At 69.3% G+C, this 25,685-nt stretch carries 26 protein-coding genes and 2 pseudogenes; 11 read left to right on the top strand and 17 right to left on the bottom strand.

Going from position 1 to position 25,685, the window contains the following annotated elements:
• Position 1 precedes the first annotated feature (1 nt).
• The 6 genes and pseudogenes from BS329_RS29620 to BS329_RS29595 form a co-directional block, all read right to left on the bottom strand.
• Positions 2 to 463 carry a VOC family protein gene (locus BS329_RS29620; protein ID WP_076165006.1) on the bottom strand — a complete coding sequence of 154 codons (462 nt, stop codon included), beginning with the start codon at positions 461 to 463 and terminating at the stop codon, positions 2 to 4.
• Positions 464 to 618: 155 nt separating this feature from the next.
• A pseudogene (locus tag BS329_RS44755) lies at positions 619 to 794 on the bottom strand (epoxide hydrolase N-terminal domain-containing protein); the annotation flags it as partial.
• A gap of 196 nt (positions 795 to 990) precedes the next feature.
• Positions 991 to 1,818: an enoyl-CoA hydratase family protein gene (locus BS329_RS29610; protein ID WP_076164701.1), complete on the bottom strand. Its 828-nt coding sequence runs from the start codon at positions 1,816 to 1,818 to the stop codon at positions 991 to 993.
• Positions 1,815 to 2,504 carry an SDR family NAD(P)-dependent oxidoreductase gene (locus tag BS329_RS29605; RefSeq protein ID WP_076164700.1) on the bottom strand — a complete coding sequence of 230 codons (690 nt, stop codon included), beginning with the start codon at positions 2,502 to 2,504 and terminating at the stop codon, positions 1,815 to 1,817. Before BS329_RS29605 ends, BS329_RS29610 begins: the two co-directional genes overlap by 4 nt.
• Positions 2,501 to 4,003 (bottom strand): benzoate-CoA ligase family protein, encoded by a 1,503-nt coding sequence (locus tag BS329_RS29600; protein ID WP_076164698.1) that lies wholly within the window; start codon positions 4,001 to 4,003, stop codon positions 2,501 to 2,503. The genes BS329_RS29605 and BS329_RS29600 overlap by 4 nt, the downstream gene beginning before the upstream one ends.
• Positions 4,000 to 4,725 (bottom strand): creatininase family protein, encoded by a 726-nt coding sequence (locus BS329_RS29595; RefSeq protein WP_076164697.1) that lies wholly within the window; start codon positions 4,723 to 4,725, stop codon positions 4,000 to 4,002. Before BS329_RS29595 ends, BS329_RS29600 begins: the two co-directional genes overlap by 4 nt.
• Before the next feature lie 48 nt (positions 4,726 to 4,773).
• Between BS329_RS29595 and BS329_RS29590 the strand changes: the two genes are divergently transcribed.
• The 4 genes from BS329_RS29590 (at position 4,774) to BS329_RS29575 (ending at position 8,751) form a co-directional block, all read left to right on the top strand.
• Positions 4,774 to 5,595 carry a PaaX family transcriptional regulator gene (locus BS329_RS29590; RefSeq protein ID WP_076164695.1) on the top strand — a complete coding sequence of 274 codons (822 nt, stop codon included), beginning with the start codon at positions 4,774 to 4,776 and terminating at the stop codon, positions 5,593 to 5,595.
• Complete coding sequence (locus BS329_RS29585; RefSeq protein ID WP_076164693.1) at positions 5,592 to 6,374, top strand: tryptophan 2,3-dioxygenase; 783 nt, start codon at positions 5,592 to 5,594, stop codon at positions 6,372 to 6,374. The genes BS329_RS29590 and BS329_RS29585 overlap by 4 nt, the downstream gene beginning before the upstream one ends.
• Positions 6,371 to 7,561, top strand: a complete 1,191-nt coding sequence (locus tag BS329_RS29580) for a DegT/DnrJ/EryC1/StrS family aminotransferase (RefSeq protein ID WP_076164691.1) — start codon at positions 6,371 to 6,373, stop codon at positions 7,559 to 7,561. Before BS329_RS29585 ends, BS329_RS29580 begins: the two co-directional genes overlap by 4 nt.
• Positions 7,562 to 7,680: 119 nt before the next feature.
• Positions 7,681 to 8,751 (top strand): Glu/Leu/Phe/Val family dehydrogenase, encoded by a 1,071-nt coding sequence (locus BS329_RS29575; protein ID WP_076164689.1) that lies wholly within the window; start codon positions 7,681 to 7,683, stop codon positions 8,749 to 8,751.
• 99 nt (positions 8,752 to 8,850) lie between these two features.
• Here BS329_RS29575 and BS329_RS29570 read toward each other — a convergent pair whose 3' ends face one another.
• The gene (locus tag BS329_RS29570; RefSeq protein WP_076164687.1) at positions 8,851 to 9,039 is read right to left on the bottom strand and encodes a DUF5302 domain-containing protein; all 189 of its coding nucleotides are present in this window, start codon (positions 9,037 to 9,039) and stop codon (positions 8,851 to 8,853) included.
• A 76-nt stretch (positions 9,040 to 9,115) separates the two neighbouring features.
• Positions 9,116 to 10,081 carry a winged helix-turn-helix transcriptional regulator gene (locus BS329_RS29565; protein ID WP_076164685.1) on the bottom strand — a complete coding sequence of 322 codons (966 nt, stop codon included), beginning with the start codon at positions 10,079 to 10,081 and terminating at the stop codon, positions 9,116 to 9,118.
• Between the two features lie 128 nt (positions 10,082 to 10,209).
• Here BS329_RS29565 and BS329_RS29560 point away from each other — a divergent pair, with 128 nt between their 5' ends.
• Positions 10,210 to 11,682: a carotenoid oxygenase family protein gene (locus BS329_RS29560; RefSeq protein ID WP_076164684.1), complete on the top strand. Its 1,473-nt coding sequence runs from the start codon at positions 10,210 to 10,212 to the stop codon at positions 11,680 to 11,682.
• Between the two features lie 135 nt (positions 11,683 to 11,817).
• Here the strand turns inward: BS329_RS29560 and BS329_RS29555 are convergent, their stop codons facing one another.
• Positions 11,818 to 12,225 (bottom strand): hypothetical protein, encoded by a 408-nt coding sequence (locus BS329_RS29555; RefSeq protein ID WP_076164682.1) that lies wholly within the window; start codon positions 12,223 to 12,225, stop codon positions 11,818 to 11,820.
• 91 nt (positions 12,226 to 12,316) lie between these two features.
• The gene (locus BS329_RS29550; protein ID WP_076164680.1) at positions 12,317 to 13,186 is read right to left on the bottom strand and encodes an alpha/beta fold hydrolase; all 870 of its coding nucleotides are present in this window, start codon (positions 13,184 to 13,186) and stop codon (positions 12,317 to 12,319) included.
• Positions 13,187 to 13,245: 59 nt separating this feature from the next.
• Here BS329_RS29550 and BS329_RS29545 point away from each other — a divergent pair, with 59 nt between their 5' ends.
• The gene (locus tag BS329_RS29545; RefSeq protein WP_076164678.1) at positions 13,246 to 13,989 is read left to right on the top strand and encodes a TetR/AcrR family transcriptional regulator; all 744 of its coding nucleotides are present in this window, start codon (positions 13,246 to 13,248) and stop codon (positions 13,987 to 13,989) included.
• 127 nt (positions 13,990 to 14,116) lie between these two features.
• On the opposite strand, the gene BS329_RS29540 is transcribed toward BS329_RS29545, so the two are convergent.
• Together BS329_RS29540 and BS329_RS29535 are read right to left on the bottom strand one after the other, a co-directional pair.
• Positions 14,117 to 14,749, bottom strand: a complete 633-nt coding sequence (locus BS329_RS29540) for a TetR/AcrR family transcriptional regulator (RefSeq protein ID WP_076164677.1) — start codon at positions 14,747 to 14,749, stop codon at positions 14,117 to 14,119.
• A gap of 201 nt (positions 14,750 to 14,950) precedes the next feature.
• Positions 14,951 to 16,324, bottom strand: a complete 1,374-nt coding sequence (locus BS329_RS29535) for a sensor histidine kinase (RefSeq protein ID WP_076164675.1) — start codon at positions 16,322 to 16,324, stop codon at positions 14,951 to 14,953.
• Positions 16,325 to 16,401: 77 nt separating this feature from the next.
• On the opposite strand from BS329_RS29535, the gene BS329_RS29530 reads away from it, so the two are divergent.
• Genes BS329_RS29530 through BS329_RS29520 form a run of 3 tightly spaced genes read left to right on the top strand, consistent with a single transcriptional unit; the run spans position 16,402 to position 18,685 of the window.
• Positions 16,402 to 16,917, top strand: a complete 516-nt coding sequence (locus tag BS329_RS29530) for a P-loop NTPase family protein (protein WP_076164673.1) — start codon at positions 16,402 to 16,404, stop codon at positions 16,915 to 16,917.
• Positions 16,914 to 17,573 (top strand): ATP-binding cassette domain-containing protein, encoded by a 660-nt coding sequence (locus BS329_RS29525; RefSeq protein ID WP_076164671.1) that lies wholly within the window; start codon positions 16,914 to 16,916, stop codon positions 17,571 to 17,573. The genes BS329_RS29530 and BS329_RS29525 overlap by 4 nt, the downstream gene beginning before the upstream one ends.
• 8 nt (positions 17,574 to 17,581) lie before the next feature.
• Complete coding sequence (locus tag BS329_RS29520; RefSeq protein ID WP_244197336.1) at positions 17,582 to 18,685, top strand: FtsX-like permease family protein; 1,104 nt, start codon at positions 17,582 to 17,584, stop codon at positions 18,683 to 18,685.
• Positions 18,686 to 18,776: 91 nt separating this feature from the next.
• Here BS329_RS29520 and BS329_RS29515 read toward each other — a convergent pair whose 3' ends face one another.
• From BS329_RS29515 to BS329_RS29495, 5 genes are all read right to left on the bottom strand, one after another.
• A complete protein-coding gene (locus BS329_RS29515) occupies positions 18,777 to 19,478 on the bottom strand; it encodes a response regulator transcription factor (RefSeq protein WP_076164668.1) in 702 nt (233 codons plus the stop codon).
• Positions 19,479 to 19,554: 76 nt separating this feature from the next.
• The gene (locus BS329_RS29510; RefSeq protein ID WP_076164666.1) at positions 19,555 to 21,039 is read right to left on the bottom strand and encodes an apolipoprotein N-acyltransferase; all 1,485 of its coding nucleotides are present in this window, start codon (positions 21,037 to 21,039) and stop codon (positions 19,555 to 19,557) included.
• Positions 21,040 to 21,108: 69 nt separating this feature from the next.
• On the bottom strand, positions 21,109 to 21,915 hold the full coding sequence (locus BS329_RS29505; RefSeq protein ID WP_076164664.1) for a sugar phosphate isomerase/epimerase family protein: 807 nt from the start codon (positions 21,913 to 21,915) through the stop codon (positions 21,109 to 21,111).
• A complete protein-coding gene (locus BS329_RS29500; protein WP_076164662.1) occupies positions 21,915 to 23,066 on the bottom strand; it encodes a dihydrodipicolinate synthase family protein in 1,152 nt (383 codons plus the stop codon). Before BS329_RS29500 ends, BS329_RS29505 begins: the two co-directional genes overlap by 1 nt.
• A 78-nt stretch (positions 23,067 to 23,144) precedes the next feature.
• Complete coding sequence (locus BS329_RS29495; protein WP_076164660.1) at positions 23,145 to 24,185, bottom strand: LacI family DNA-binding transcriptional regulator; 1,041 nt, start codon at positions 24,183 to 24,185, stop codon at positions 23,145 to 23,147.
• Positions 24,186 to 24,223: 38 nt separating this feature from the next.
• Between BS329_RS29495 and pip the strand changes: the two are divergent.
• Positions 24,224 to 25,162 (top strand): annotated as a pseudogene (pip, locus tag BS329_RS29490) (prolyl aminopeptidase); the annotation flags it as partial.
• 66 nt (positions 25,163 to 25,228) lie between these two features.
• On the top strand, positions 25,229 to 25,642 hold the full coding sequence (locus BS329_RS45565; RefSeq protein ID WP_425266386.1) for a nitroreductase family deazaflavin-dependent oxidoreductase: 414 nt from the start codon (positions 25,229 to 25,231) through the stop codon (positions 25,640 to 25,642).
• Positions 25,643 to 25,685: the final 43 nt, after the last annotated feature.

The following is a 25,685-nucleotide window of genomic DNA, read 5'->3' as shown; positions in this document are numbered from 1 at the left end:
GTCAGTCCAGGCAGAATTCGTTGCCCTCGGGGTCGTTCATCACGATGAAGCCGAGGCTCAGCGGCTGCTCGGGCTCGAAGCGCTGGATCCGCTTCGCCCCGAGCCCGACGAGCCTGTCGCATTCGGCTTCGAGGGCCGCCATCCGCTCGTCCCCCCGAAGCCCGGGTGCGGCGCGGATGTCGAGGTGGACGCGGTTCTTGGCGATCTTGTCCTCCGGGACCTGCTGGAAGAAGATCCGCGGCCCTTCCCCGGCCGGGTCTTTGAGCGCGGACCGGGAGTTGCGCTGATCCTCGGGCACGCCGGCACGTTCGAGGAACTCGTCCCAGGCGTCCAGCGGATCGGTGCCCTCGGGCACCTCGACCCCCGGCGGGCCGGGGTGGACGTAACCCAGGGCGTCGCGCCAGAAGGTGGACAGTGCCTTCGGGTCGAGGGCGTCGAAGGTGACCTGGATTTCGCGGCTCATGCGGTTCATGGTGACACTCTGGCATGCCTAGCGGACAGGATCGGTCCGCTATCTCTGGCAGGCTGGGACCCATGGAGGACGAGCGGGGTACGGCGGAGCGGGTGCTCATCCTGCTCGATCAGCGACTCCGGCTGCTCCAGGGCGGCGAAGTGGCCGCCTCGCGGCAGTTCCTCGGCCCAGCTGCGGCACATCCCGCGCATACGCCGGCGGTAACTCCTGTGACCAGTCGTCCACCGGCTCGGGCTCGGGCCACCGCGTCCGCCGCAACCCGTTCACGCAGATCCGCGATCTCGGCTTCGGTGACGCTGACCCTGAACGGCTCGGCGGCCATGGCGGGGCCCGGGTTGAGTTCCCACCGTCGGCAGCGGGCCTCCTTCCCCGGTACATGAAGGCCCCCTTCCTGTACCTAGGCGCAAGGAAGGGGGCCATCATGTACTTCAGGCGCCCAGGGGTGCCGTTGGCGACCGACTCACCAGAGCCCACGCCATCTCAAGCAAGTAGTCGCCTCCTTGCGGCGGTAGAGAGGCTCAGCGCCCGGTCCATTGAGGCGAGCGCCCGGCCGCCCAGGCCGCGTAGAACTCTCCATGGTCCTTCGTGGTCATCAGCAAAGCCTGCGTGATCGCCTCCAGCTCGATGGAACTCCCCAGGTCCATATCCAGCTCCCGCGTCAACAGCACCTTCGTCGTGCCGTACGCCAACGCCGGTCCATCGGCGAGACGGCGAGCCAGAGCCGAGGCCGTGGAGGCCAGCACGGAATCGTCGACGACCTGGGAAGCCAGCCCGATCGCCTCGGCCCGGGCTGCGTCGATCTTGTCGCCCAGCATCAGCAACTCCGTCGCGCGGCCCAACCCGACCAGCCGCGGCAGCAGGTACGCCGAGCCCATGTCCGCCCCGGCCAGGCCGACCTTCGTGAACAGGAAGGCGAACTTCGCCGACGACGCCAGCAGCCGGAAGTCACTCGCCAGCGCGATCACCGAACCCGCGCCCGCCGCGACGCCGTTCACCGCGGCGATCACCGGGATGGGGCATTCGCGCAGTGCTTTCACCACCGCGCCGGTCATGCGGGTGAACTCCAGCAGTTCCGCGGACTCCATTTTCTGTAGCTCGCCGATGATCTCTTCGACGTCGCCACCGGAACAGAATCCGCGGCCGCGGCCGGTGATGACCAGCACCCGGACGTCGCCGCGATGCGGCAGTTCGGCCAGCAGGTCGCGGAGGTCCGCGTAGATGTCGAAGGTGAGCGCGTTCAGCTTTTCGGGGCGGTCCAAGGTGACCGTGGCGACGCCGTCGTCCACAGTGAACTCGAAGTGCTCCCAGTTCGCCGTGATCGGCGGCGTGGCGCGGAACGGGCTCATGACTGGATCCCACCTCCATCGAGGACGAGTGTCTGTCCGTTGATCGCGGCGGCTTCCGCCGCGGCGAAGAAGGCCACCGCGTGGGCGACCTCGTCTGGTTCGAGCAGGCGGCCGAGCGGGGACGCGGCGGCGAGGGCGGCTTCCGCGTCGGCCTCGTCGCGGCCGGTCCGTTCCTGGATGCGGGCGACGGAGGCGGCCGTCATGTCCGTGCGCACGAAAGCCGGGCAGACGGCGTTCGCGGTGACGCCGGTGCCCGCCAGTTCCGCGGCGGTGGCCCGCATCAGGCCGACGGCGGCGTGCTTCGAGGCCGTATAGCCGGCGGTGTAGCGGTAGCCGATGTGCGACGCCGTCGAGGCGACGGTGACGATCCGGCCGGTGTCGCGGGACCGCATGCCGGGCAGAACCGCCCGGGTGCACAGGAAAGCGCCGGTCGCGTTGACCTCGAACTGGCTCCGCCACTGCTCCAGCGACGTCTTCGCCAGCGGCGCGCTCGCCGAGATCCCGGCGTTGTTCACCAGCACGTCCACCGGGCCGAGGCCGTCGAAGTATCGCGCGACGGCGTCTTCGTCGGTGACGTCGCAGTCGGCCCGGCCGGGCGCGTGCACCTGGTCACCCGCGGCCCGGAACCGGGCGGCGACGGCCGCGCCGATCCCGCGTGTCCCGCCGGTGACGACGACGATTCTCACTCTGCCTCCACCCGGCGCAACGCGCGCCGATCGAGTTTTCCGTTGGCAGTACGGGGGAGTTCGGTCACGAACACCACCTCGCGCGGATATTTGTGCTTCGCCAGATGCGCCCGCGCGTGGTCTTTCAGTTCTTCGGCGGTGACGGAAAAGCTCTCCGCCAGCACGACGCAAGCCCGCGGGACCACCAGGCCGTCGACGGTCGCGCCCAGCACCGCGCAGTCGGCGACGGCGGGATGGCCGATGAGGCAGTCTTCGATCTCGCTCGGCGCGACGAACACGCCGGACACCTTCAGCAGGTCGTCGGCGCGGCCGTGGTGGTGGAAGTACCCGTCGGTGTCGCGACTGAACAGGTCACCGGTGCGCAGGGTGTCGCCGTAAAACGTCCGGGAGGTCTTCTCCGCGTCGCCGTAGTACTCGCGGGCGACGGTCGGGCCGGTGACCTCCAGGGTGCCGATCTCGCCGTCCGGCAACGGATCGCCGCTCTCGTCCAGGATCCGGGCGGTGTAGCCGGGGACCTCGCGGCCGAGGCTGCCGACCCGCTGCGCACCGGGCACATTGGACAGATAGATGTGGTATGCCTCCGACGAGCCGATGCCGTCGATCACCGGGACACCGAACAGGTTGTCCCATTTGCGATGCAGCTCCGAAGGCAGCGCCTCGCCCGCGGACGTCACGAGCCGCAATGAACTCATGTCCACTGTAGACGCCGATGGATGGGCGATCATCGCGCTCATCATGGTCGGCACGTTCACCAGGATCGTCGGCCGGTAACGCTCGATCAGGGAGAACAGCAGATCGGCGGTGCTGCGTCGCGGGAACACGATCCCGGACGCGCCGACACCGAACGGGAACAACGCGGTCAGATCGCGTGCGTAGCCGAAGAACAGTTTCGGCACGGCCAGCACGCGGTCGTCTTCGCGGAGTCCGAGCACGCCGAGCGCGTACCGGTCGAAGCTCTCCAGCGCGCTGCGCGCGGGGTGCACGCAGGCCTTGGGTGAACCGGTGCTGCCGGTGGTGAACTTCCAGATCGCGATGTCGTCCAGCGTGGTCGGGGCGGCGTCCAGTTCCGGGGAGGCCGAAGCGACCAACGAGCCGAACGAATGCTCCCCGGGCTCCAGGGCGACGTCGCCGATCACGAGCAGGTTCCGCGCCCCGGCCTCGCGCAACGCGGGCAGCGTGGCGCCGTCGGCGATGACGGCCACGGCGTCGGTGTAGTTCAGGTAGTACGCGTAATCCTTGGGCTGGAGAAAGGAATAGACCTCGGCGGTGACCGCGCCGATCTTCTGTGCCGCGTACCAGACGGCCACGAACTCGACGCTGTCGTTCAGTGCCAGAAGGACCCGCTGTCCACTTCGGACACCGAGGTCACGCAGCACGTTCCCGGCACGGTTCACCAAGGCGGCCAGTTCCGCGTAGCTGACCTCCTCGTCACCGCACACCAACGCCGCCCGCTCTCCGGGGAGGCGGTCGACGAAATGGGTCGCCAGGTTGAAGGTCATACCAGCTCCCGGATCGCTTCGACCAGGATGTCGGTGAGCACCGAGAAGGTCTGCTCGCCTTCTTCGGCGGTCGCCTGGGCGGGGGTTCCGCAGTAGGCCTCCGTCATCCCGGCCGAGGCGAAGTCCGTGACCCCGCCGCGCGCCAGGTCGACGTGGACCGGTCGCAACTCACGCTGAATCGTGACATCGACCAGGTCCGGCCGGTCGGCGAGCACCAGCGACGTCTCGTACTGCCCGGCGTGGCATGCGCCGGAGCGGAACTCGTCGGTGAGCCGCGCCGCGTACCGGCGGCGGACGAGGTCGACGAAACCGGCGCCCGAGGTCTCCGCCACGCGTCGCAGCACGGCCAGCTGGGCGGGCTCGAAATGGTTGTTGACCAGCAGGATCCGCGGCAACCCCTGCTCGACGAGCGCACCGCAGATCTCGGTCAGCAGCGCGTGCAGGGTGTCCTCGCCGATCGAGACGCCGCCCGCGAACCCGGCCGCGAACCGTGTCACGCCGTAGGGCACTTCGGGCAGGATCAGCACATGCACACCAGGGTCGCCCGCCAGCCGCGCGGCGGCGCGTTCGCACATTCCCCGGGAGATCAGGGGATCGGTGCCCAGCGGCGCGTGCGGCCCGTGCGGTTCGACGGCGCCGACCGGCAGCAGCAGCACGGGAACGCGCTCACTGGACGCGAGCGCGGCCACCTGACGCGAGCTCAAATCCGCGAAGTACGTCACCCGAATCAAGCTACACCGCAGCGGCCTGAGGTGTATAGAGTTGCCCGCATGCCCGAATCGGCCGCGTCCCACGGCGACCCAAGTCCCCAGGAACTCGTGATGACGCTGCTCGGCACCTACGTGTCGCCGCGCGAGAGCCGTCGTGTCTGGTCCGGCGGCCTGGTCGGCGTGCTCGCCGGGCTGGGTTTCTCCGACGGCGCCGCGCGGATCGCCCTCGCGCGGCTCGCCCGCCGCGACCTGCTCGCGAGGCACAAGGCGGGCAGGCTCGTCCACTACTCGCTGACCCGCCGCACGATCGCGCTGCTGGAGGACGGCGATCGCCGGATCTTCTCCCTCGGCCGCGACGATCGCGAGGCAGGCCAGTGGACCGTGCTGTGGCAGAGCATCCCGGAAAGCCGACGCCAGGCGCGGGAGCGGCTGGTGCGCCGGCTGCGCTTCCTCGGCTTCGGCCCGGTGCAGGACGGCACCTGGATCGCCCCGCACGACCGCGAGGCCGAGGTGCTCGCCCTGCTGGCGGAATTGGACGTCTCCGAACACGCCGGGCTGATGCTCGGCACACCGTCGGCGGGCCTCGACGTCCGGCGGTTCGCCGGCCGGGCCTGGAACCTCGACGGCCTCGCCGCGCGTTACGACACGTTCGTCCGAGATTTCGGCGGATATTCAGGCGACCTGCCTGACGCCGAGGCGTTCCAGGTCCGAACCTGGTTGACGCACACCTTCCGCGCTTTCCCGTCGCTCGACCCGGAACTCCCGGTCGGGCTGGTGCCGGCTCCGCCGAGCCGGGCGGCCGCTGTCGAACTGTTCCACGATTTATACCAAGCGCTTGCTCCGGCAGCACAACGCCATTTCGATGAGGTGACCGAAAAATGAACGACACTCAGGCCGCATTGGGTTACACGTCCTACCTTTCTTTGGACGAAGTGCTGGACGCGCAGCATCCGCGATCCGACGAGCACGATGAAATGCTCTTCATCGTTATCCACCAAGTGTATGAACTTTGGTTCAAACAAGTTCTCCACGAGGCGCTTTACCTGCAAGAACAACTCGAGGCGGGTAATACAGCTCACGCCGTCCGGACGCTGAGGCGGATTCTGACTATCTTCAAGGTGGTGGTCGCGCAGATCGACGTGCTCGAGACGATGACTCCGAGCCAATTCACCAGTTTTCGTGCGCGACTCGACGCTTCGAGCGGGTTCCAGTCGGCTCAATTCCGGGTGCTGGAGGCCGTCCTCGGCCGCCGGGACGAACGGGTGTTCGCGCATTATCCCGAGGGCGGTGCACAGCGGGCCGAGATCGCCGGCGCGATGTCACGGCCGTCGCTCTTCGATTCCTTCGTCACGTACCTCGCGGTGAAGGAGTACGACGTCCCGACCGGGCGCGATGTCACCAAGCCACTCGAACCCTCTCCGGCGCTCCAAGAGGTTCTACTGCGGGTTTATCGCGACGACACAGGGCCGTCGGTCGTGGCGGAGCACCTGGTCGATCTGGACGAAGGGATGCAGGAGTGGCGGTATCGGCACGTGAAGATGGTCGAGCGCACCATCGGAGACAAGACCGGGACGGGGGGTTCTTCGGGCGCGCACTACCTGCGTACGACGCTTTTTTCCCCGATGTTCCCGGATCTCTGGGCGGTGCGGAGCAGGCTGTGACGAACCTCGGCGAGCTCCGCCGTGACCCCAACGCGCTCGCGGAGCACTACACGGAATTCGGTGTGGCGGACCGGATCCTGTTGACAGGGCACTCTCATCAGGCCTGGCCCGACGTCGCGCGGGAGGGCCTTCTCGAGGCCTTCGCCGACGCGGCCGAAGAGGTCGACACGAAGTGGGAGCGGGCCTTCGCGAAGGCCGACGAGATGCGGGCAGGGTTCCGTGCGCTGCTCGGTGACCCGCACGGCGGGATCGCGCTCGGCGCCAGCACCCACGACCTGGTGATCCGGTTTCTGTCGGCGATGGACCTGCGCGAGCGTCCGCGCCTGATCACCACCGACGGGGAGTTCCACACCCTGCGCCGTCAGCTGGCGCGGCTGGCCGAGGAAGGCGTCGAGGTGGTCCGCGTCCCCTCGACGCCGGTCGCCACCCTGGCCGAGCGCGTCGCGGCCGAGGTCACCGAAAACACCGCAGCGGTCCTCGTCTCGGCCGTGCTGTTCGAGACCTCGCGGCTCGTGCCGGGCCTGGCCCACCTCGCCGACGTCTGCCTGTCGAAGTCGGTGAACCTCGTCGTCGACGCCTACCACGCGCTCGGCGTCGTCCCGTTCGCGCTGCACGACCTCGGGCTCACCAACGCCTGGGTGCTCGGCGGCGGCTACAAGTACCTCCAGCTCGGAGAGGGCAACTGCTTCCTGCGGATGCCCGCGCACGCGCAGGAACTGCGGCCGGTCGTCACCGGCTGGTACGCCGAATTCGGCGCGCTCGCGGACGAGCGCCGTCCCGGCCAGGTCGCGTACGCCTCCGGACCGGACAGATTCGCCGGGGCGACCTACGACCCGACGAGCCACTACCGGGGCGCCCGCGTCTTCCGGTTCTTCGCCGAACAGGGGCTCACGCCCGAATTCCTGCGGGAGGTGTCGCGGCACCAGGTCGGCTTCCTCGCCGAGGGCTTCGACAAGCTCGGCCTGCCCGAGAACGTCGTCACGCGTGACCGGGAGACGCCGCTGGACCGCGTCGGCGGCTTCCTGTCGCTGAAGTGCGCCGACGCCGCCGGGCTGCAAGCCGCCCTCGCCGAACGCGGGGTCCGGACCGACAGCCGCGGCCAGTACCTGAGGTTCGGACCGGCGCCGTACCTGTCCGACACCCAACTCGACTCCGCACTTCGCATCCTGGACGAAATCGTCCGCTAAGTTTGCGCTGTGGCACCGTCGCCGCCGGATGACCTTCGCGCGGGGACCGTGCCTTGATCTGAGGAACTTCGCACGTCCGCCACAAGCGGCGTGCACTCCAGTGACAAGGAGTCACCACAGTGACCGAAGTGTTCGGCCGAGGTACCGGCCATGAACAGGTCGTCTTCTGCCAAGACCAGGCCACCGGCCTGAAGGCCATCATCGGGATCTACTCGACGGCGCTCGGCCCGTCGCTCGGCGGAACCCGGTTCCATCCCTACGAATCCGAAGACGCGGCGCTCGCGGACGTCCTCGCGTTGTCGAAGGGCATGGCCTACAAGAACGCGCTCGCCGGGCTCGACCTCGGCGGCGGCAAGGCCGTCATCATCGGTGACCCCCACAAGCACAAGACCGAAGCGCTGCTTCGTGCCTTCGGCCGGTTCGTCCAGACACTGGGTGGCCGGTACATCACCGCCTGCGACGTCGGCACCTATGTGCAGGACATGGACATCGTCGCCCGTGAATCGGAGTTCGTCACGGGCCGCTCGCCGGAGAACGGCGGCGCCGGCGACTCCTCGGTGCTCACCGCGTTCGGCACCTACCAGGGCATGCGGGCCTCCGCGGACACCGTCTGGGGTGTCCCGGACCTGGCGGGCCGCAAGGTCGGTGTCGCCGGGGTCGGCAAGGTCGGGCACATCCTGGTCGGGCACCTGATCGAGGCGGGCGCGCAGGTGGTCGTCACCGACGTCTCGCCCGCGGCGGTCGAGCGCACCCGCGCGGCGTACCCCGGCGTCGAGGTCGTCGACGACCTCGACACGCTGATCCGCACCGAACTCGACGTCTTCGCGCCGTGCGCGCTGGGCGGCGTGCTCACCGACGAGACCGTCTCGCTGCTGCGCAGCAAGATCGTCTGCGGCGCGGCCAACAACCAGCTCGCGCACCCCGGCGTCGACAAGCAACTCGACGACCGCGGCATCCTGTTCGCGCCGGACTACCTGGTCAACGCCGGCGGCGTGATCCAGGTCGACGACGAGCGGCACGGTTTCGACTTCGCGCGGGCGAAGCGCAAGACCACGGCGATCTTCGACACCACCAAGGCGGTGTTCGCGCTGGCCAAGGCCGACGGCGTGCCCCCGGCGGCGGCCGCGGACCGGCTGGCGGAGCGGCGGATGACCGAGGTCGGCGGGCTGCGCTCGATCCTGACGGTGTAGCTCTTGGCAGGCCCCAGAGATGAAATGAACGGACCTTTCATAACAAGATTTGTTATGAAAGGTCCGTTCATAACACTCGCGGACCAGGCGGCCGGCTACTCAGCCGCTCTTGCGACGAAAGGTGCGCTTGTTCGCGGCGGGCCCGTGGGCGTGCAGGTTCTTCCCGCCGGCGTTCTCGTGGGCCGAGCCGGAGCGGGCCTGAGCCTGCTTGCGCTCCAGCGCCTCGCGGAACTTGCGCTTGGTGTCGTCCTCTTCTCCATCCGCTGGGGACGGTGCCGGTTCAGTCATTGCTACCTCCGAGGTGACGACATGTGACAAGTCCTCAGCCTGTCAGGAACCACCCCGGTTGGCGAGTCGATTTACGTCACCTCGGCGGCACGGGCAGCTGGACGGGGCCACCGAAGCGGATCCGGTTCCGCAGCAGCGGCAGCCAGCAGTGGTCGCACAGCAGGATCGGCTTCAGCCGGTCGCCGCAGTCCACGTGGTCCAGGACGATGTCCGGCGCCTGCCCCGGAACCTCGAACCCCCTCGACCATTCGGCGATGAAGGCCAGGGCGGGGAAGAACGCGAGCCCTTTCGCCGTCAGCCGGTAGTCGTGCGCGTCGGTGCGGGTCTTCGCGACGCCTGTCCGCAGCACGCCGACATCCACGAGTTTCGACAGCCTGCCCGAGAGCACGCTCGGGCCGATCCCGAGTTCCCGTTCGAATTCCGAGAAGTGCCGCGCTCCCAGTAGCGCGCTGACCACGAGCCCGGTCGACCACCGGTCGCCGAGGAGTTCCATGGTGTCCGGGAAGAACATGAGCGGATCGCCCGCCAGGGACTCGGCGTCCTTGCGGCGGAAGCGTTTCGTCGCCGTCGCTTCGACGACGCCGGTGTCGTCGAGGCGGTGCGCGCGGATGTCGCGGGCGTCGACCCGGCGTTCGCAGGAGGCGCAGCCGAGTGGCGCCGAGGTCGCCAGCTCGCAGTCGAGGTGGATCAGGGTCGGCAGGACGGCCCGGCGGCCCTCGACCCATTCCCGTTCCCAGGCCCAGATCGAGATCAGCAGCGGCCACAGTTCGAGGCCGCGTTCGGTGAGCCGGTACTCGTGCCGGGTGCGCCGCGCGTCCCGGTACGGCGTGCGGACGAGGACGCCCGCGTCGACCATTCCGCGCAGCCGCCCGGACAGCGCGGTGGGGGAGATGCCGAGCCGCAGACGGAGTTCCTCGTAGCGGCGGAAGCGCAGGAACAGGCTCTGCAGGATCAGCAGCGTCCACTGGTCACCGAGCAGTTCGAGTGCCCGCCGCAGCGGATCGCCCGCCGGCCGGACGAGGTGCGCCGTCGCCTCTGTCACGTACTTCCTTCCGCATGGTGTCGCTGTCAGCGTACTACTGACTACAGTAAACAAAGTCTATTGACAGCTGACTACAGAAATCATAGTGTCGCACCCAATCGGTCACGCGAACCAACCGGGGAGAGCCGATGACCAGCACCTCCGAGCAACCGATCCTGGTGGCGGCGACCACCGGGAAACCCGAGGTCAATCCGTATCTGATGGGCGTCTACGCCCCGGTCGGCGAGGAGATCGACGCGAGCGATCTCGAGGTCATCGGCAAGATCCCCGCCGACCTCAACGGCGTGTACCTGCGCAACGGGCCCAACCCCCGGTTCGCCCCGGAGGGCCGCTACCACTGGTTCGACGGCGACGGCATGATCCACGCCGTCCACCTGGAGAACGGCAAGGCCCGCTACCGCAACCGCTGGGTCCGGACCAAGGCCTTCGAGGCCGAATCCGAGGCGGGCAAGGCGCTGTGGAAAGGCGTCATGGAGTCGCCGAAGGACAACCCGTTCGGCAATACGCACGGCCTGAACGTCAAGGACAGCGCCAACACCGACCTGATCTTCCACCGCGGCCAGGTGCTCTCCACCTGGTACCTGTGCGGCACGCCGTACGCGGTGGACCCGCTCTCGCTGGAGACGCTGGGCGCCGAAGACTTCCTCGGCACGCTGGTCGGCGACATGATGGCCCATCCGAAGGTCGACGAGCGCACCGGCGAGATGTTCTGGTTCGACTACGGGCCGCGGCCGCCGTTCCTGCGCTACGGCGTGATCGGCGCGGACGGAAAGGTCGTGAACACGACCGAGATCGACCTTCCCGGCCCGCGCCTGCCGCACGACATGGCGATCACCGAGAACTACGCCGTCCTCATGGACCTGCCGCTGATCCAAGACCTCGAAGCGGCCCGCAACGGGCGCCACAAGCTGCGGTTCGACCGGTCGCTGCCGAGCCGGTTCGGGGTGCTGCCTCGCTACGGCAACGGTAGCCAGATCCGCTGGTTCGAGGCCAGCCCGTGCTACATCTACCACGTCGTCAACTCGTGGGAGCAGGGCGAGGAAATCGTCCTCGACGTCTGCCGTGTGCAGCGGCCGCAGCCGCGTGCCGACGCGCACACCCCGCTCGCCAAAATGCTGTCGTACCTGCGACTGGACGCCTCACTGCACCGCTACCGGTTCAACCTGCGGACCGGACAGTGCCTGGAGAACCAGCTCGACGACGACAACACCGAATTCCCGTCCGTCGACTCGAGGGTGGTCGGCGGCCGGAACCGCTTCTCCTACGCGGTGCACATCTCGCCGGACTCGACACTCAAATTCGACGGCCTGGTGTGTTACGACAATCGTGCCGGCACCAAGACCGAACATCGCTTCGGTCCGGGCCGGTGGGGTAGTGAGGCGCCGTTCGCCCCTCGCGACGGCGCGGCCGCCGATTCCGATGACGGCTATCTGGTGACCTTTGTCCAGGACGAGCGTGAGGGGCGCTCGGAGCTGGACATCTTCGACGCCGCCGATCTCACTGCCGGACCCGTGGCCAGGGTCCTGTTGCCCCAGCGTGTCCCGCTCGGTTTTCACGCGACCTGGGTCCGGGCGGACCAGCTGGAACCTTCCCGTAAGTGAGAGATCCCCTTGTCGTCCGCCCGCCGGAGGGGTGCGGGCAGACGGAAGGGGCCGGAAAGCCGCCGTCCGAGTCGCCCCTTCCAGGGGGTGGGGCGACTCGGGCACGGCACTGGAGAAGGGGAACCGCCGGTCCCTTCAGAGCGACGGCGTACGGATCGAGCCGACCTCGAACGTCGGCGGATCCTTCATGGCCGTCGTCACCATGGCCGCCGCGCGCTGAAGCCAGCGGCCGCGTTGTGCCGCTCCGGCGAGCACGCCGGTCGCCGTCGCGCCCGTGAAGACGGCGGCGGCGAGGCCGGTCTCGGCGGTGAATTCGAGCGCGCCCAGTGTTCCGGCGGTGAATCCCGAATAGACCCCCCAAGCGATCACCGCCGTCCCGGCCGCGGCGGTCGCGGTGGTCACCACGCCGGTGACGAGGACGACCAACCCCAACGCCACCAACGAAAGGCCATGATGTCGAGCCGAACCAAGGCCGGCCACCGTCGCCGCGGCGACGACGGCGACACAACCGAACGGGAAACCGAAGCACTCGGGATTCCTCATCCGCTCAGTCAACTCCGCGTCACCGGCCGTGTCGTGCGCGTGAACGGGATTTCTACGCCACCGCCGGGACGTCTGATGAAACCCTGACGCCTCAAGCCTTCCGCGCGTGCTCGACGATCGCTTCGGCGATCGCGGGCCACAGCTGCCGCGGCAGTTCGTGCCCCATTCCGGGGAACAGCAGCAGCTCGGCGTCCGGGATCGCCGCCGCGGTCGCCTTCCCACCGCTGACGTTGATCAGCGGGTCGCTCTCGCCGTGGATGACGAGCGTCGGGACACGGACCCCGCGCAGTTTCGCCGTGCGGTCGCCCGACGCGGTGACGGCGGCGACCTGCCGCAGTCCGCCCGCCGGGTGGTTCGCCCGGTCGTAGTTGCGGGTCGCCTTCATCCGGAGGAACTCGTCGTCCGAAGGGTGACTCGGCGAGCCCACCAGCTTGAACCACGCGACGCCGTCTTCGATCGCCTGCTCACGGGTGGCGGCGGGCGGGCGCGTCAGTGCGGCGAGGGCCGCCGGCTCCGGATGCCCGACCGAGGGATCGCCGGTGGTCGACATGATCGACGTGAGGCTGAGCAGCCGCTCCGGCGAATCGATCGCGAGCTGCTGCACGATCATCCCGCCCATGGACGCGCCGACGACGTGCGCGCGTTCGAAGCCGAGCGCGTCGAACAGCCCGGTGACGTCGGACGCGAGATCGGACAGCAGATACGGCGCCGTCTCCAGGTCACCGGCCGCGAGGGCGGCCAGGTCCGGCGTGGGGAGGTCGTCCAGATACGACGAAAGGCCGATGTCGCGGTTGTCGAACCGGACGACGTGGAACCCGCCCTCGGCGAGCAGTTCGCAGAAGCCGGCCTCCCAGGCGACCATCTGGGCGCCGAGCCCCATCACCAGGACGAGCGGTGGGTTCGCCGGGGAGCCGAAGGTGTCGTACTCGAGTTCGAGGCCGTTCACACGCGCGCGGGGCATGGCACCGATCCTCCCCGGATGTCTCCCTTCGTGCCACCCTGCCGGATACGGTGAGCCGCATGCCGACTTTCCCCGAAGACGCGGGTTCCCGGTCACGGTCGCGTGTGGCTTCCGGACGGCCGGCGGTCACCAAGGAGCGGATCGTCGACGCCGCGCTGGAGCTTTCGGCCGAATCCGGCCTGGAGAACTGGACGCTGCGGCAGCTCGCGGCCGCCGTCGACGCCTATCCCGCGGTGGTCTATCACCACGTGGGCGATCGGGACACCGTCGTCGTCGCGGTGCTGGACCGGGTGGTCGGCGAGCTGACCCTGCCCGACGAGACCTTGCCTTGGCGGGCCTGGTTCGACGAGTTCCTGCCCACCGTGCGGTCCGTGCTGCGCCGCTATCCCGGTTCCGCGCGGCGGCTGGCCCTGTTCGGGCCCTCGGTCGCCGCCGCCGTGCCGACCATGAACACCGGTATCGGCCGCCTGCTCGCGGCCGGATTCGGCGCCGAGGCGCCGTTCGCCTACAACCTGCTGCTCGCCACCGCCTGCCAGTTCGTCGCGATGGAGGACGACCGCGAGGGCGCGATGGCGCTGCAACTCGACCGGTCCGAGGGCTACGCGGCGTACCGCACCCGCGAGGACCTGCCGGGGATGGCGGTGCTGGGGGAGTCGATCGCGGCGCTGGTGGCCGATCCCGATCTCGCGGCCGGTTACTACGAACGTCTCTACGCCTACGCCGTCGAGCGTTGCCTCGATGGGCTGGAGCAGCGGCTCGCCCAGTTGAAGGCACTCGAAAGTTTGACAGAGCCGGGACAGTGAATCGGCGTAGTGTGGAGGGATACCGGTGCTCGTCACCGGTCATGGAGCCCCTGGCACCAACCTCCCCCTTGAGGTGCCGGGGGCTTCTCCCTGAGCGCGAAGCGCGAGCAGACCGGCTGGACAGCGCCTAGCTCGCCGGCGCGGCGCGCTGGATCTCGGGGAACACCTCGCCGACCAAGGTGACCAGCGACTTGCTGAGCAGCGTGTGCACCTGCTCGCGATTGAGCGAACCGCGCACCAGCCATTCGCGGGCCGCCGCCTTGACCATTCCGCCGAACGCGCGGACCAGCGCGTTGAGCTCCTGACCGTGCTCGCTCTCGCGGGAGAGTCCGACCGCTTCGAGCACCCGGTCCGCTGATTCGCGATCGGCCTCTTCGAGGATCCGTTCGACTTCGAGGTCCCGGCCGATGCCTTCGGGCGCGATCGCGGCGAGCCACATCTTCTCCTGGCTGGTGACCATGTCCAGGAACCAGTCGATGGCGACGTCGGCGCGCAGGTCGAGCGGGCCGTCCGGCAGGATCTCGACCGCGAGCCGCGGCACGGTCAGCGCCCGCCGGATGATCTCCAGGTAGAGCTCGCGTTTGGTGCCGAAGTAATGGTTGATGAGACCCCTGGCCACCCCGGCCTCCGCCGCGATGTCCGATGTGGACACTTCCGAGTACGGACGGGCCCCGAAAAGGCGGGCCGCGCAGGCGAAGATCTGTTCCTTACGCTCGTCCGGTTCCAGTCTCCGCCATCTCGGCGCCGGCTCGGTGGTCATGCGCCCAATCTTCCCACGATCGATTCAGCACGGCTGGACGGTCACCGAAGTCCTGTGACACTGAAAAGCAAAGTGTCAGTTAATCCGGCGTGTACCGTCTGTTGGCCCGCTGGTCTTTACCGTCTTCTTTCAGGTGGCATGCCGTGCGCGCTGTCGGGGCGCGTTTGCCTCCTACCGGCCCGGCCTGGCGAGTAACCCCCCCTAGCTCGCCAGGCCCGGGCCTTCTTTTTCGCGAGGCGCGGGGCGCTCGGCAGGCAAGAGCAGCGTGAACGTCGTCGGCGACGGGCTGGTCAGCCGCAGGCGCCCGCCTTCCGCCTCGGACAGGCTCCGCGCCAGCCGCAGCCCGATCCCGTGGCCCTCCCGCTCCTCGGTCTCGTCCCCGGTCACGAACGGATCGTGCCCGTCCGGGATGGCGCCCTCGTCTCGCACGTCGATGGCCAGCGCGTCCCCGGCGTCGCGGGCGAGGACGGTGACCGTGCCGCGTCCGTGTGTCGCCGCGTTGTCCAGCAGTACGGCGAGCACCTGCCGCACGGCAGCGTCCGCCGCCCGGGCAGGCAGGGCCTCGCGTCCGCTGATCCGCAGTGCCCTGCCGCGTCCGGCGAGCAAGCCGTGCCAGGTCTGGCGGACCTCTTCGAAGAGTTTGCCGAGGTCGAGCAGTGCACGCGGGGCCCTGGTCTGTTTGGCCAGCGCCAGGAGGTCGTCGATGGTGCGTTCCAGCCTGTCGGCCGACGCGATGCTGTCGCGGATCGTCGCGTAGGGGTCGCGATCGGGGCTCTCCAGCGCCGCCTCGAGTTGCAGGCGTAACCCGGTCAGCGGCGTCCGCAGCTGGTGAGAGGCGTCGGAGGAGAACGTGCGCTCCCGTTCCAGCGTCTCGCCGATCCGCTCGGAGGTGACGTCGAGCGCTTCGGCGACCTGATCGATCTCGCGGACCCCGGTGCGGCGGGCGCGGACGGTGAAGTCGCCCTCGCCGAGACGTTCGGCGGTGACGGCCAGTTCCTCCAGCGGCCGCGCCAGCCGGGTGGCGATCCGGCGCCCGATCAGCCAGCTGGCCCCGATCGCGATGGCGGCCAGCCCGGCCATCTTCAGCCAGGTCAGCCGGACCCTGGCGGCCAGTTCGGCGCGGGGATGGGCGGCGCGGATCACCCCCACCAGCGACGATCCGCTGAGCACCGGGATGGCGAGGATCACTTCACCGCCGAGCGTCCCGTTCGCCATGTCGGTGTGGTGCGCTTCGCGGACGAACCGATCTTCGGTGTCAGGTCCGTTGCCTGTCAGGAGCCTGCCGGTCGGGGTGTAGACCGCGATCCTGATCCCGCGGATCCGGTCTTCGTCCTCGTCGGCCCAGGTGGGTTTGAGGTCCGGGATCCGGCCGTTGGCGAGGTCGCCGGTCACCGCGAGGGCGACGGTGTCCGCGGCGCGTTCGAGATCGTGCGTGGACATGCTCTCGTGGAACCTGGCGACCGCGACGGCCAGCGGTACCCCGAAGAGGGTGATCGCCAGCACCGCGGCCAGCACGGTGAGGGTGACGATCCGGCGGCGCACGGACAGAGTGTGGCCGACAAGGGCGAGGATCACCCGCCCGACGCGATATTTTGCCGTCCGTTGACCTGAGATCAAGGCGATGTTGACCCCGTTCGCTTTACCTTGGGGCCATGCGCCGACGTGCCGCCGTCCTGGCAGGCCCGGGGCCCGGATCCGTCCCCCTCGTCCGGTATGCCGTCCCGGGCGAGTGTGTGGCCGTGCTGCCCGCCGGAAGTGGCGACGCCCCGGTAGTCGCCGCCGGGGTCGGAGTGCTGCTCAGACGCGGAAACCTCTTCGGTCATCTCACCGTCGAGCAGAACGTGCTGCTGGCGGGACGGCTCTCCACCCGCCGTGCCCCCGAAAACGCCGCTGACCTGCTCGAACTTACCGGGCTGGGCGGTCGCGGCGCCGCCTATCCGGACACCTTGTCCGCACTGGAAGGCTCGCGGGCCGGGGTCGCCGTCGCACTGGCCGGGGCGCCCGAGGTCGTCCTCGCCGACGAACCGGCAGGCGAACTCGACGGGCTCGCCGCCCTCGAACTCATGGACCTGCTGTGCGCCGTCGCGCGCCGGGGGACGGCCGTCGTCGTGGCGACCCGCGATCCCGACATCGCGGCGGCCGCGCACCGGATCGTGAGAGTGGCGTGACGGCACCGCTGGTCCGCACCGACGAGCTGGCGCACACCTATGGCACCGGACTGACCGCGGTGGTGGCCGTGCACGGCGTGAACTGCGCGATCGGCGCGGAGACCCGCGCGGTGGTGACCGGCCGGGCCGGGGCGGGGAAGACCACGCTGCTGCATCTGCTCGCCGGGATGAAGAAACCGACGGCGGGCACCGTCGACTGGCCCGCGTTCGAACCGTCGCCGCCGGGACCCGGCCAGATCGGACTGGTCCTGCAGGACGGCGGCCTGCTGCGCGACCTCGACGTCCGGCTCAACGTCGCCTTGCCGCTGGTCCTCGCCGGCCGGACCGGCACCGCGGTCCGCGACGCCGTCGACGGCGCGCTGGAGCTGGTGGGTCTCGCCGGTTTCGCCAAGAAGGCGCCGCGTGACCTGACCGGTGAGCAGATCCGGCTGGCCATCCTGGCCAGGGCGCTCGCGCCCGAGCCGAAACTGATCCTCGCCGACGACCCGGCAGGCTGGCTGGACCGGCTGGCCGGGGAACGGCTGCTGGGCAGGCTCGTGGAAGCGGCGGACCGGCTGGCCGCCGGCCTGCTGGTGGCCACGGCCGAGCAGGCCCCGGCAGGGCTGTTCGGCGAGCGCTGGGCGATGGTCGACGGGAAGCTGGTGCGGGACCTGTGATCGCGGCGATGGCGTTGTGGGTCGGCGGGCTCGCGCGGGTGCGCCCCGCCAGGCTCGGCGTGCCCGCGGCCGGGGTCGCGATCGTGATCACGCTGCTCGCGGTGCACGGCTGGGCCGACTCCTCGGTGCCGCCGTGGGTACCGGCGACGGTGCTCGTGGTGCTGCTGGCCGCCCCTTCGGAGCGTTCACTGCGGGCGGACCAGGACCTGCTGCGCGCCCGCGGCGCGACCGGCGGGCAGGTACTCGGACTGGCCTCCGCCGAAGCCGCGGTCGCCGGGCTGACCGGCGGCGTGGCCGGGGTCGTGCTGTCACTGGCGGGTGGCTTCCTGACCGGAACCGGCGTATCGCTCATCCGGGAAATCGTTCTCTTGCTGCTCGCCGGGCCGGTCGTCGCGGCACTCGCCGTCCTGCCACCGGTGCTGCGCGAGTGGTATTTCGTCCCGGCGGACGACGGGCCACCCTGGTGGTCTCCCTACGGTCTCGACTTCGTCCTGCTCGCGCTCGCCTTCTTCTGGCCGCTGCTCGGCTGGGCAGGCGGCACGATGTTGCTGTGGCGGCTGGTGGAGCTGGGGCTGCGCAAGGGAAAGCGGGTGATCGGCGGAGTGCTCAGGCCGCTGGTCTCGGGGCTCGCGGGTGTCCTCGCGCTGTCCATTTCGTGGCGGAGCGCGTTGCTGGCGCGATCGGTGTCCCTGGTCGCGCTCGCGGTGGCCTTCGCGTTTTCGTCCGCTCTCACCAAGGACGGCTGCACGGCGGCCACCGTGGACAAGGTGGCGTCACTCGTACTGGCCGCCGCCGCGGCCGGCCCGTCGTTCGGGCTGGCGCTCAACGAACGCCGCCGCGACCTGCTGATCGTCAGCACCCTCGGCGGGAAACGCCGCCAGGTGGCGACGTTCATCGCGGGCGACGCGCTGATCGTCGGCGGCGGTGGCCTGATCGCCGGACACCTGCTGGGCGTGCTGTTCGTCCTCTTTACCCCGGCGGAGTGGGTGTCGTTCCCCCACGGGTACTTCGGGATGCTGGGGGCGGTGGTGATCGTGTCGTGCGTGGCTGCGTCGGCGTGGATCGCGCAACTCGCCGCCCGCGACGAGGTCTCCGACCTCCGCGACTACTGAGGTGTGTCGTCCGCCTGAACACACGTGATGTCCGTCCCGTCACACGTGATGTCCATCCAGTCACATGTGATGTCCATCCAGTCACACGTGGCTAGCTTTCGAAGGGCTGTTCGAGCCGGTAACCGTGGCCGCGCAGCGTCGAAATCCGGGGCGTCTGCTCGGGGGTTGGCGACGATTCGGTCAGTTTCCGCCGCAGCGCGGCGATGTGGACGTCCAGGGTCTTGGTGGAGCCGTACCAGTGCGCGTCCCACACCTCCGACATCAGCGTGTCCCGGCTGACCGCCACCCCCGGCTGCTCGGCGAGCCGCGCGAGCAGGTCGAACTCCTTGGCCCGTAACGAGATCTCCCGTCCGCCGACGCTGACCCGGCGCCCGGCGGTGTCCACCCGCAGATGCCCGATGGCGATCGCGGGCCTGCTTTCGGGCGGGGCCGTCCCGCGCCGCAGATGCGCCCGCACCCTGGCGAGCAGTTCGCCGAGACGGATGGGTTTGGTGAGGTAGTCGTCGGCGCCGGCCTCCAGGCCCACCACGACGTCCATTTCCTCCTGCCTGGCGGTCAGGATGACCAGGACGGCGCCGGGAAGCTCCGCGCGCAGCCGACGGCAGACCTCGACCCCGTCCAGATCCGGCAGGCCGAGATCGAGCAGGACGAAATCGATGCCGCCGTCCGCCGCGGCCGCGAGCGCGGTACGGCCGTCGCGCTGCCAGGAGACTTCGTAACCGTGCAGGCGGAGGGTCGATTCGAGAACGCCGCCGATCGCGTCGTCGTCTTCCACCACCAGCAGTTTCGGCATGCGGGGGAGCTTAACCGTTGAACACTGTTCTTTTCGGCCAAGACGTTACGAACGCCACCCTTTCTGTAACAGGGCGCTAACGTTTCCCTGTGCGCCCTCTGCTGTATGTCCATAAAGGACAGAAGGCGGCGAGGGCGAGGCAAAGCCAGGCGAACACGTCGCCGATCGAGCCGTACACGGTCTGTGTTCGCGGCTGTACCGGCAGATCCGCGACGAGCGTCTGCTGGTCGGTCCGGAAATAGTCGGCGTTCCCGAGTACCCGGCCCTGTCCGTCCACGGCTGTGGAATTTCCGTGGGTGGAGTGCCGGAAGACCGGGTAACCGTTTTCCACCGCGCGGAAGACCGCCTTTTCCGCGTGCAGCGAGCCGAATCCCGGCCAGTCGTTGGCGGGGACGAGCATCAGCGAGGTCCCCTTGTCCGCGGCCTGTCGCATGAGGCCGGGGTAGTCCGCGTCGTAGCAGATGACCGTCGCGAGCCGTCCGTACGGCGAATCCGCGGTGGGCACGACGCCGGGGCCGGGAGTCATCGGCTCCATCGGCGTCGGATGCGTCTTGTCGTAGGTCCACGACACCTCGCCGGCCGGTCCGACGAGCACGGCCACATTCCGGACGTAGGGAGCTTGCTTGGTGTAGAGCGCGTACGCGACTTCCACGTGGATGCCCGCCTGCTTCGCTTCAGCGCCGACTCGCTCCAGCAACGCTGCTTGATCGCGTTCCAGCACGCTCGCATGGGTTTCCGGCCAAAGCACGATCTTCGCCCCCGCCGACGCCAGCTGTCGTGTCCTGGTCACGAGATCCTCGGTGATCGGTGCGAAGGCGGCACTGATCGCGACCGGGTCGGCCGCGCTGACTTCCTCGGCGCGCCAATACTTGATGCCGATCCGCTCCAGCGCGTCGGAACTCGCCTTGTCCGCGTCGGATGATGGGCTGATCCCCGCGATCCGCACCGTGTGCGTCGTGGGCGCGTCGAACAGCAACCGCGCGCCACCGGCGGCGAACACCAGGCCCAGCAGGCAAACGTGGACGACGACCGTGCGCTTGACCCGCGGCCACCCTTCCACCCAACCGGTGTTCACCACCGAGGCGAACCACGCGAGCACGAAAGTGAGGCCGTAGACGCCGGTCACCGAAGCGGCTTGGAGCAGCGGCGGATTCCCGGACTGGGTGCTGCCGAGCGCGCCGAAGTCCCCGAATCCGGTGATGAGGGTGAAGAGATACTCACCGGCCACCAAGGTCGCCGGGAAAACCAGGGTCCTCAGCGGTCCGGCGCGTTCGGCGAACAGGCGGTCGGCCACGAACGCCGTCGTCTGCAGCACCGCGAGCAGGGTGAAGGCGAGCAGCCCGGAGAGCACGAACAGCAGTCCGGTGACACTCAGCCAGAACAGCTGCCCGATCAGCAGGGAGAGCCCGACCATCAGGGCCGCGCGCCGGACCGGCGCCCGCCTGGCGTAGCGGAGCAGGAAGACCGGGAACACCCAGGCGGCGAGGGGAACGTTCCAGTCGGTGTGGACGGCGAGCAGGAGCAGCGCTGTGCCCAGCCACCAGAGCAGCCGTTGATTCATACCGCGAACGCTAGGAAACAACGGCCGTCCCAGGCAGCCGACCTTGGGCAGGAACGCCCCTTACTTTCGTCAGGAAACGTGGTCGCGATACGCCGTGACGGTCTCCGCGAGCACTTCGCCGCCGGGACGCCGCCAGAGGTCGGCGTCGAACACCTCGACTTCGATCGGCCCGGTGTACCCGGCGGCCTCGACGCACGCCTTGAGGTGCCGGTGGTCGATCGGGCCGTCGCCGGGCAGCGCCCGGCCGAGCAGGGTGTCGGTCAGGGGTACTTTCTGGTCGCAGACATGGAAGCCGGCGATCCGCCCGGCCGCCGCGGCGATCGACTCCTCGATCCGCGGGTCCCACCACACGTGGAACTCGTCGACGATCACGCCGACCTGGCCGGCGGGGTGCTCCAGCGCGATCGCCAGCGCTTGATCCACAGTGGACAGAACCGAACGTTCGGCGCACTGCATGGGATGCAGGGGTTCCAGGCCGAGACGGACGCCGCGTTCACCGGCGTAGGGCGCCAGCTCGCCGACCGCGTCGGCGACCCGCTGCCTCGACGACGCGAGACTGCCGTTCACCCCGCCGACGACCAGGACGAGGACGTCCGCGCCCAACGCGGCCGCTTCGTCGATCGCCTCCCTGGTCTGCGCGACACCGTCCACAGGTGACCCTTCCGGGGTGATTCCGGTGAAGAAACCACCACGGCACAACGACGAGACGCCGACGTCGTACTCCTTGAGCAGCCGGGCCGTCTCCTCGACGCCGGTCTCGGCGACCTTGTCCCGCCACAGGCCGATCCAGCGGACGCCCGCCTCGGCGCAGCCCGCGACGGCCTCCGGCAGCGACCACGCCTTGGTGGTGATCTGGTTCAGGCTCAACCGGTCCATCAGGCCACCCCCGCCGCGGCCAGCAGCGGCCGCATCCGCGCGACGGCGAGATCCGGGTCGGTGAGCGCCCCGGCGGCGTCCGCCAGGCGCAGCAGTTCGGCCAGATGCGTGATGGACCGGGCCGACTCGCGGCCCGCGACCATCCGGAAATGGTCCTGGTGCCCGTTGAGGTAGGCGAGGAAGACGACGCCGGTCTTGTAGTTCCTCGTGGGAGCGCGGAAGATCGCGCGGCTGAGTGCCACCGTCGGGTCCAGCAGATGGTGGAATCCGGCCGTGTCGTCTTCGTCGAGCCGGGCGAGCGCGGCGCCGGCGACCTGCGCGACGGCGTCGAAGATGCCCAGAAGTGCCTCACTGTGGCCCTGATCGTCCCCGGCGATCAGTTCCGGGTAGTTGAAGTCGTCGCCGGTGTAGCACACGACGCCTTCGGGCAGCGCACGGCGGAACTCGGTCTCGATCGACGCGTCGAGCACCGAGACCTTGACGCCCGCGATCGCGCCGGCGTGGTCGGTGCAGAGCCTGCCCAGTTCCTTGGCGGCTTCACGGACGTCGCCGTGGCCCCAGTAGCCCGCCAAGGCCGGGTCGAACTGCTCGCCAAGCCAGTGCAGCAAGACCGGACGGTCCGCTCCGGAGAGCAGTTTCCCGTACGCGGCATGGTAATCCTCGGGGCCGGACGCCGAAGCGGCCAGTGCCCGGCTGGCCATCACGACCGGGATCGCCCCGGCCTCGCCGACCAGGTCCAGCTGCTCTCGCCATGCGTCCACAATGGACTGCGCGGTGGCGTCGCCGCCGGGAAGCTGGTCGGTGCCGACCCCGGCGACCCACGGCCGCCCGGCGGCGAGCGCGCCGGTGCGCCGGATGAGGTCCTGGGTCCTGCCCCAGTCCAGGCCCATCCCGCGCTGCGCGGTGTCCATCGCCTCGGCCACGCCGAGACCGCAGGACCACAGGTGCTCGCGGAAGGCGAGTGTCGTGTCCCAATCCAGGACCGCGCCTTCTTCGGGGTCGGCGGCGGCGAGCGGGTCGGCCACCACGTGTGCGGCCGCGTAGGCGATCCGGGAGGTCGGAGGTGATGCCGGTTTCGCGGGCGTTTCCGCCCCTCGCGGCGTCCACTCCACCAGTCCGCCGTCGGCGGTGGGCAGGGCGATCAAGGTCATCAGGTCTCCGTGGCGCGGGTCTGAGAAAGCGCTTTCTCGTGCCACGGTAAGTCACCTCACGGGCCGTACACAAGGGTTTCAGCGCGGGGGAGCGGCGGTGCTGAGGCGCAGGACGACTTCGCCGGACATCCGCACGACGCGCGGCCGGGTGCCGGGGGAGGCCTTGAGTGCCAGGTCCATGGCGCGTTCACCCAACTTCTCCAGCGGCAGCGCGACGGTGCTCAGCGACGGCGTGAGATCGCGCACTACCGGGATGTCGTCGAAACCGGCGATCGACATCTCGCCGGGCACGGAGACCCCGGCGTCGCGCAGTGCCGACATCGCGCCGATCGCCATCACGTCGGTCACCGCGAACACACACGTCGGCCACTGCTTCCGGGGCCGGGCGAGTACCTTCTCCATCGCTTCGTAACCGCCGTCGCGGGTGAACGCCGCCTCGGTGACATTGTCTTCGCGGAGTTCGACGCCTTGCTCCAGCAGCTCCGCCGCGAAGCCGTCGAGCCGGTCGACGACGGTGGTCAGGCTCCTCGGCCCGGCGAGTACGGCGAACCGCCGGTGCCCCAGGTCCAGCAGTGCCTTCGCCAGTTCGGCGCCACCACCCCGGTTGTCGGGCTGCACGGTGTCCACCTTGAGCCCTCGGTGCCTGCTGACCGCGGCGACGTGCCCGCCGCCGCGCCGGTACGGCTCGAGTTCGGCGGCCATCGCCTTCTCCCACGTCTTGTCCTCGAAGGCGGAGCCGATCAACAGGATCGCCGACGCGCGCTGGGCGCGCAGCGTGGAGACGTAGGCGACCTCCTTGGCCGGGTCGCGGAACGTGCTCGCGAGCATCACCAGGAGGTCGTTCTCACTCGCCACGCGCATGATGCCGCCCGCGATGGCGGCGAAATACGGGTCGCCGACGTCGTGGCAGATCACCCCGACGGTCGGCTGCGAGCCACCGGCCAATGCCTGAGCGTGCGCGTTGGGGGTGTAGGAGAGGTCGGCCGCCGCGGCGATCACCCGTTCGCGGAGATCCCCCCGGACGGTGGCGGTGCCGTTGAGGACGCGGGACGCGGTCGCGAGCGACACGTCCGCGCTGCGCGCCACATCTTCCAGCGTCACGTGGGGGCGGGCCTTCATCGATCCTCCAAGCTGGCGTTTGGGGCATAGTGGCGGACATGCTCGGCCTTTACCCGGAAATCGAACCTTACGTCCAAGGGATGTTGCCCGTCGGTGACGGCAATGAGATCTATTGGGAGGAATGCGGCGATCCCGCGGGCAAACCCGTGATCTTCCTCCACGGTGGCCCCGGAAGCGGAGCGAGTGCGAGACATCGCAGACTGTTCGATCCCGAGCGGTATCGGATAGTCCTTTTCGATCAGCGCGGCTGCGGGCGCAGCACGCCGAACTGCGCCACTCCGGACGCGGATCTCTCGGTCAACACGACCTGGCACCTCGTCGCCGACATCGAGCGGTTGCGCGAGCATCTCGACATCGAACACTGGATGGTCTTCGGCGGTTCATGGGGGAGTGTGCTCGGGCTGACCTACGCGGAAACACATCCCGGCCGGGTCACGGAACTCGTCCTCCGCGGCGTGGCCACGTTGCGGGCGAAGGAACTGCAATGGCTCTTCGGCGGGGGAGCGGCGTTCCTCTTCCCCGAGGCGTGGGCGCGTTTCCTGGCGCCGGTGCCGTTTCCGCGCCGCCAGGAGAACCTGATCGAGGTCTATCACGATCTGCTGCACCATCCCGACCCCGCGGTGCACGGGCCCGCCGCGATCGCGTGGAGCCGCTGGGAGGGTGAAACGGTCAAACTGCTTCCGCGGGAGGAAGTGATCGACGCGTTCAGCGATCCCTCGTTCGCCCTCGCGATCGCGAGGATCGAGAACCACTACTTCCGGCACGGCGGCTGGCTGGCCGAGGATCAGCTGCTCCGCGACGCCGGGAAGCTCCGGGGCATCCCCAGTGTTCTGGTCCAGGGACGCTACGACGTGGTCACCCCGGCCGTCACCGCCTGGGAGCTCAGCCAGGTGCTGCCCGGCGCGGAACTGGTGATGGTGGGCGACTCGGGTCACGCGTTCGACGAGCCCGGCACCCTGCACGAGTTGATCAGCGCGACCGACCGGTTCGCGTCAGACTGGCAGGGCGCCGGTACACCTCAGGACGACGAGAGGAACGCAGACATGCTTTTCGGTGACGAGCACGTCCGTCGCTACGAAGAGACCGACGGCGAGGTGGGCCACGACTGGGAGAAGGGCGCGCCCTGCCTCGTCCTCACCACCAAGGGCCGCAAGACCGGCGAGGACCGCAAGTTCGCGCTGATCTACCAGTTCGACGACGACGACGAGAAGAACCCGGTCATCGTGGCGTCGAAGGGCGGCGCGCCGGAGGACCCGGGCTGGTACAAGAACCTGCAGGCGAACCCCGAGGTCAAGGTCCAGGTCAAGGCGGACAAGTTCACCGCGCGGGCTCGCACCATCGAGGGTGAGGAGCGCGCGAAGCTCTGGGAGAAGCTGGCCGCCGTCTGGCCGGACTACAACGAGTACGCGAAGAAGACCGACCGTGAGATCCCCGTGGTGGTCCTCGAACGCGTGTGATCCGCGCCGCGTTCACGCGAGGTTTCAGCCGAACCGGGGCGCG

Source organism: Amycolatopsis coloradensis (assembly GCF_001953865.1).
Lineage (GTDB): Bacteria > Actinomycetota > Actinomycetes > Mycobacteriales > Pseudonocardiaceae > Amycolatopsis > Amycolatopsis coloradensis.
The sequence above is the reverse complement of the archived record's forward strand: the minus strand, read 5'-3'. Positions and strand labels throughout refer to the sequence as shown.

Coding starts and splice junctions, on each gene's coding strand:
- BS329_RS29515 (WP_076164668.1), bottom strand. CDS start 19,478: ATGCCGAAACTGCTGGTGGTGGAAGACGACGACGCGATCGGCGGCGTT.
- BS329_RS29545 (WP_076164678.1), top strand. CDS start 13,246: ATGCCGACTTTCCCCGAAGACGCGGGTTCCCGGTCACGGTCGCGTGTG.
- BS329_RS29585 (WP_076164693.1), top strand. CDS start 5,592: ATGAACGACACTCAGGCCGCATTGGGTTACACGTCCTACCTTTCTTTG.
- BS329_RS29550 (WP_076164680.1), bottom strand. CDS start 13,186: ATGCCCCGCGCGCGTGTGAACGGCCTCGAACTCGAGTACGACACCTTC.
- BS329_RS29510 (WP_076164666.1), bottom strand. CDS start 21,039: ATGAATCAACGGCTGCTCTGGTGGCTGGGCACAGCGCTGCTCCTGCTC.
- BS329_RS29600 (WP_076164698.1), bottom strand. CDS start 4,003: ATGACCTTCAACCTGGCGACCCATTTCGTCGACCGCCTCCCCGGAGAG.
- BS329_RS29560 (WP_076164684.1), top strand. CDS start 10,210: ATGACCAGCACCTCCGAGCAACCGATCCTGGTGGCGGCGACCACCGGG.
- BS329_RS29500 (WP_076164662.1), bottom strand. CDS start 23,066: ATGACCTTGATCGCCCTGCCCACCGCCGACGGCGGACTGGTGGAGTGG.
- BS329_RS29620 (WP_076165006.1), bottom strand. CDS start 463: ATGAGCCGCGAAATCCAGGTCACCTTCGACGCCCTCGACCCGAAGGCA.
- BS329_RS45565 (WP_425266386.1), top strand. CDS start 25,229: ATGCTTTTCGGTGACGAGCACGTCCGTCGCTACGAAGAGACCGACGGC.
- BS329_RS29570 (WP_076164687.1), bottom strand. CDS start 9,039: ATGACTGAACCGGCACCGTCCCCAGCGGATGGAGAAGAGGACGACACC.
- BS329_RS29610 (WP_076164701.1), bottom strand. CDS start 1,818: ATGAGCCCGTTCCGCGCCACGCCGCCGATCACGGCGAACTGGGAGCAC.
- BS329_RS29495 (WP_076164660.1), bottom strand. CDS start 24,185: ATGAAGGCCCGCCCCCACGTGACGCTGGAAGATGTGGCGCGCAGCGCG.
- BS329_RS29590 (WP_076164695.1), top strand. CDS start 4,774: ATGCCCGAATCGGCCGCGTCCCACGGCGACCCAAGTCCCCAGGAACTC.
- BS329_RS29540 (WP_076164677.1), bottom strand. CDS start 14,749: ATGACCACCGAGCCGGCGCCGAGATGGCGGAGACTGGAACCGGACGAG.
- BS329_RS29530 (WP_076164673.1), top strand. CDS start 16,402: ATGCGCCGACGTGCCGCCGTCCTGGCAGGCCCGGGGCCCGGATCCGTC.
- BS329_RS29555 (WP_076164682.1), bottom strand. CDS start 12,225: ATGAGGAATCCCGAGTGCTTCGGTTTCCCGTTCGGTTGTGTCGCCGTC.
- BS329_RS29505 (WP_076164664.1), bottom strand. CDS start 21,915: ATGGACCGGTTGAGCCTGAACCAGATCACCACCAAGGCGTGGTCGCTG.
- BS329_RS29520 (WP_244197336.1), top strand. CDS start 17,582: ATGGCGTTGTGGGTCGGCGGGCTCGCGCGGGTGCGCCCCGCCAGGCTC.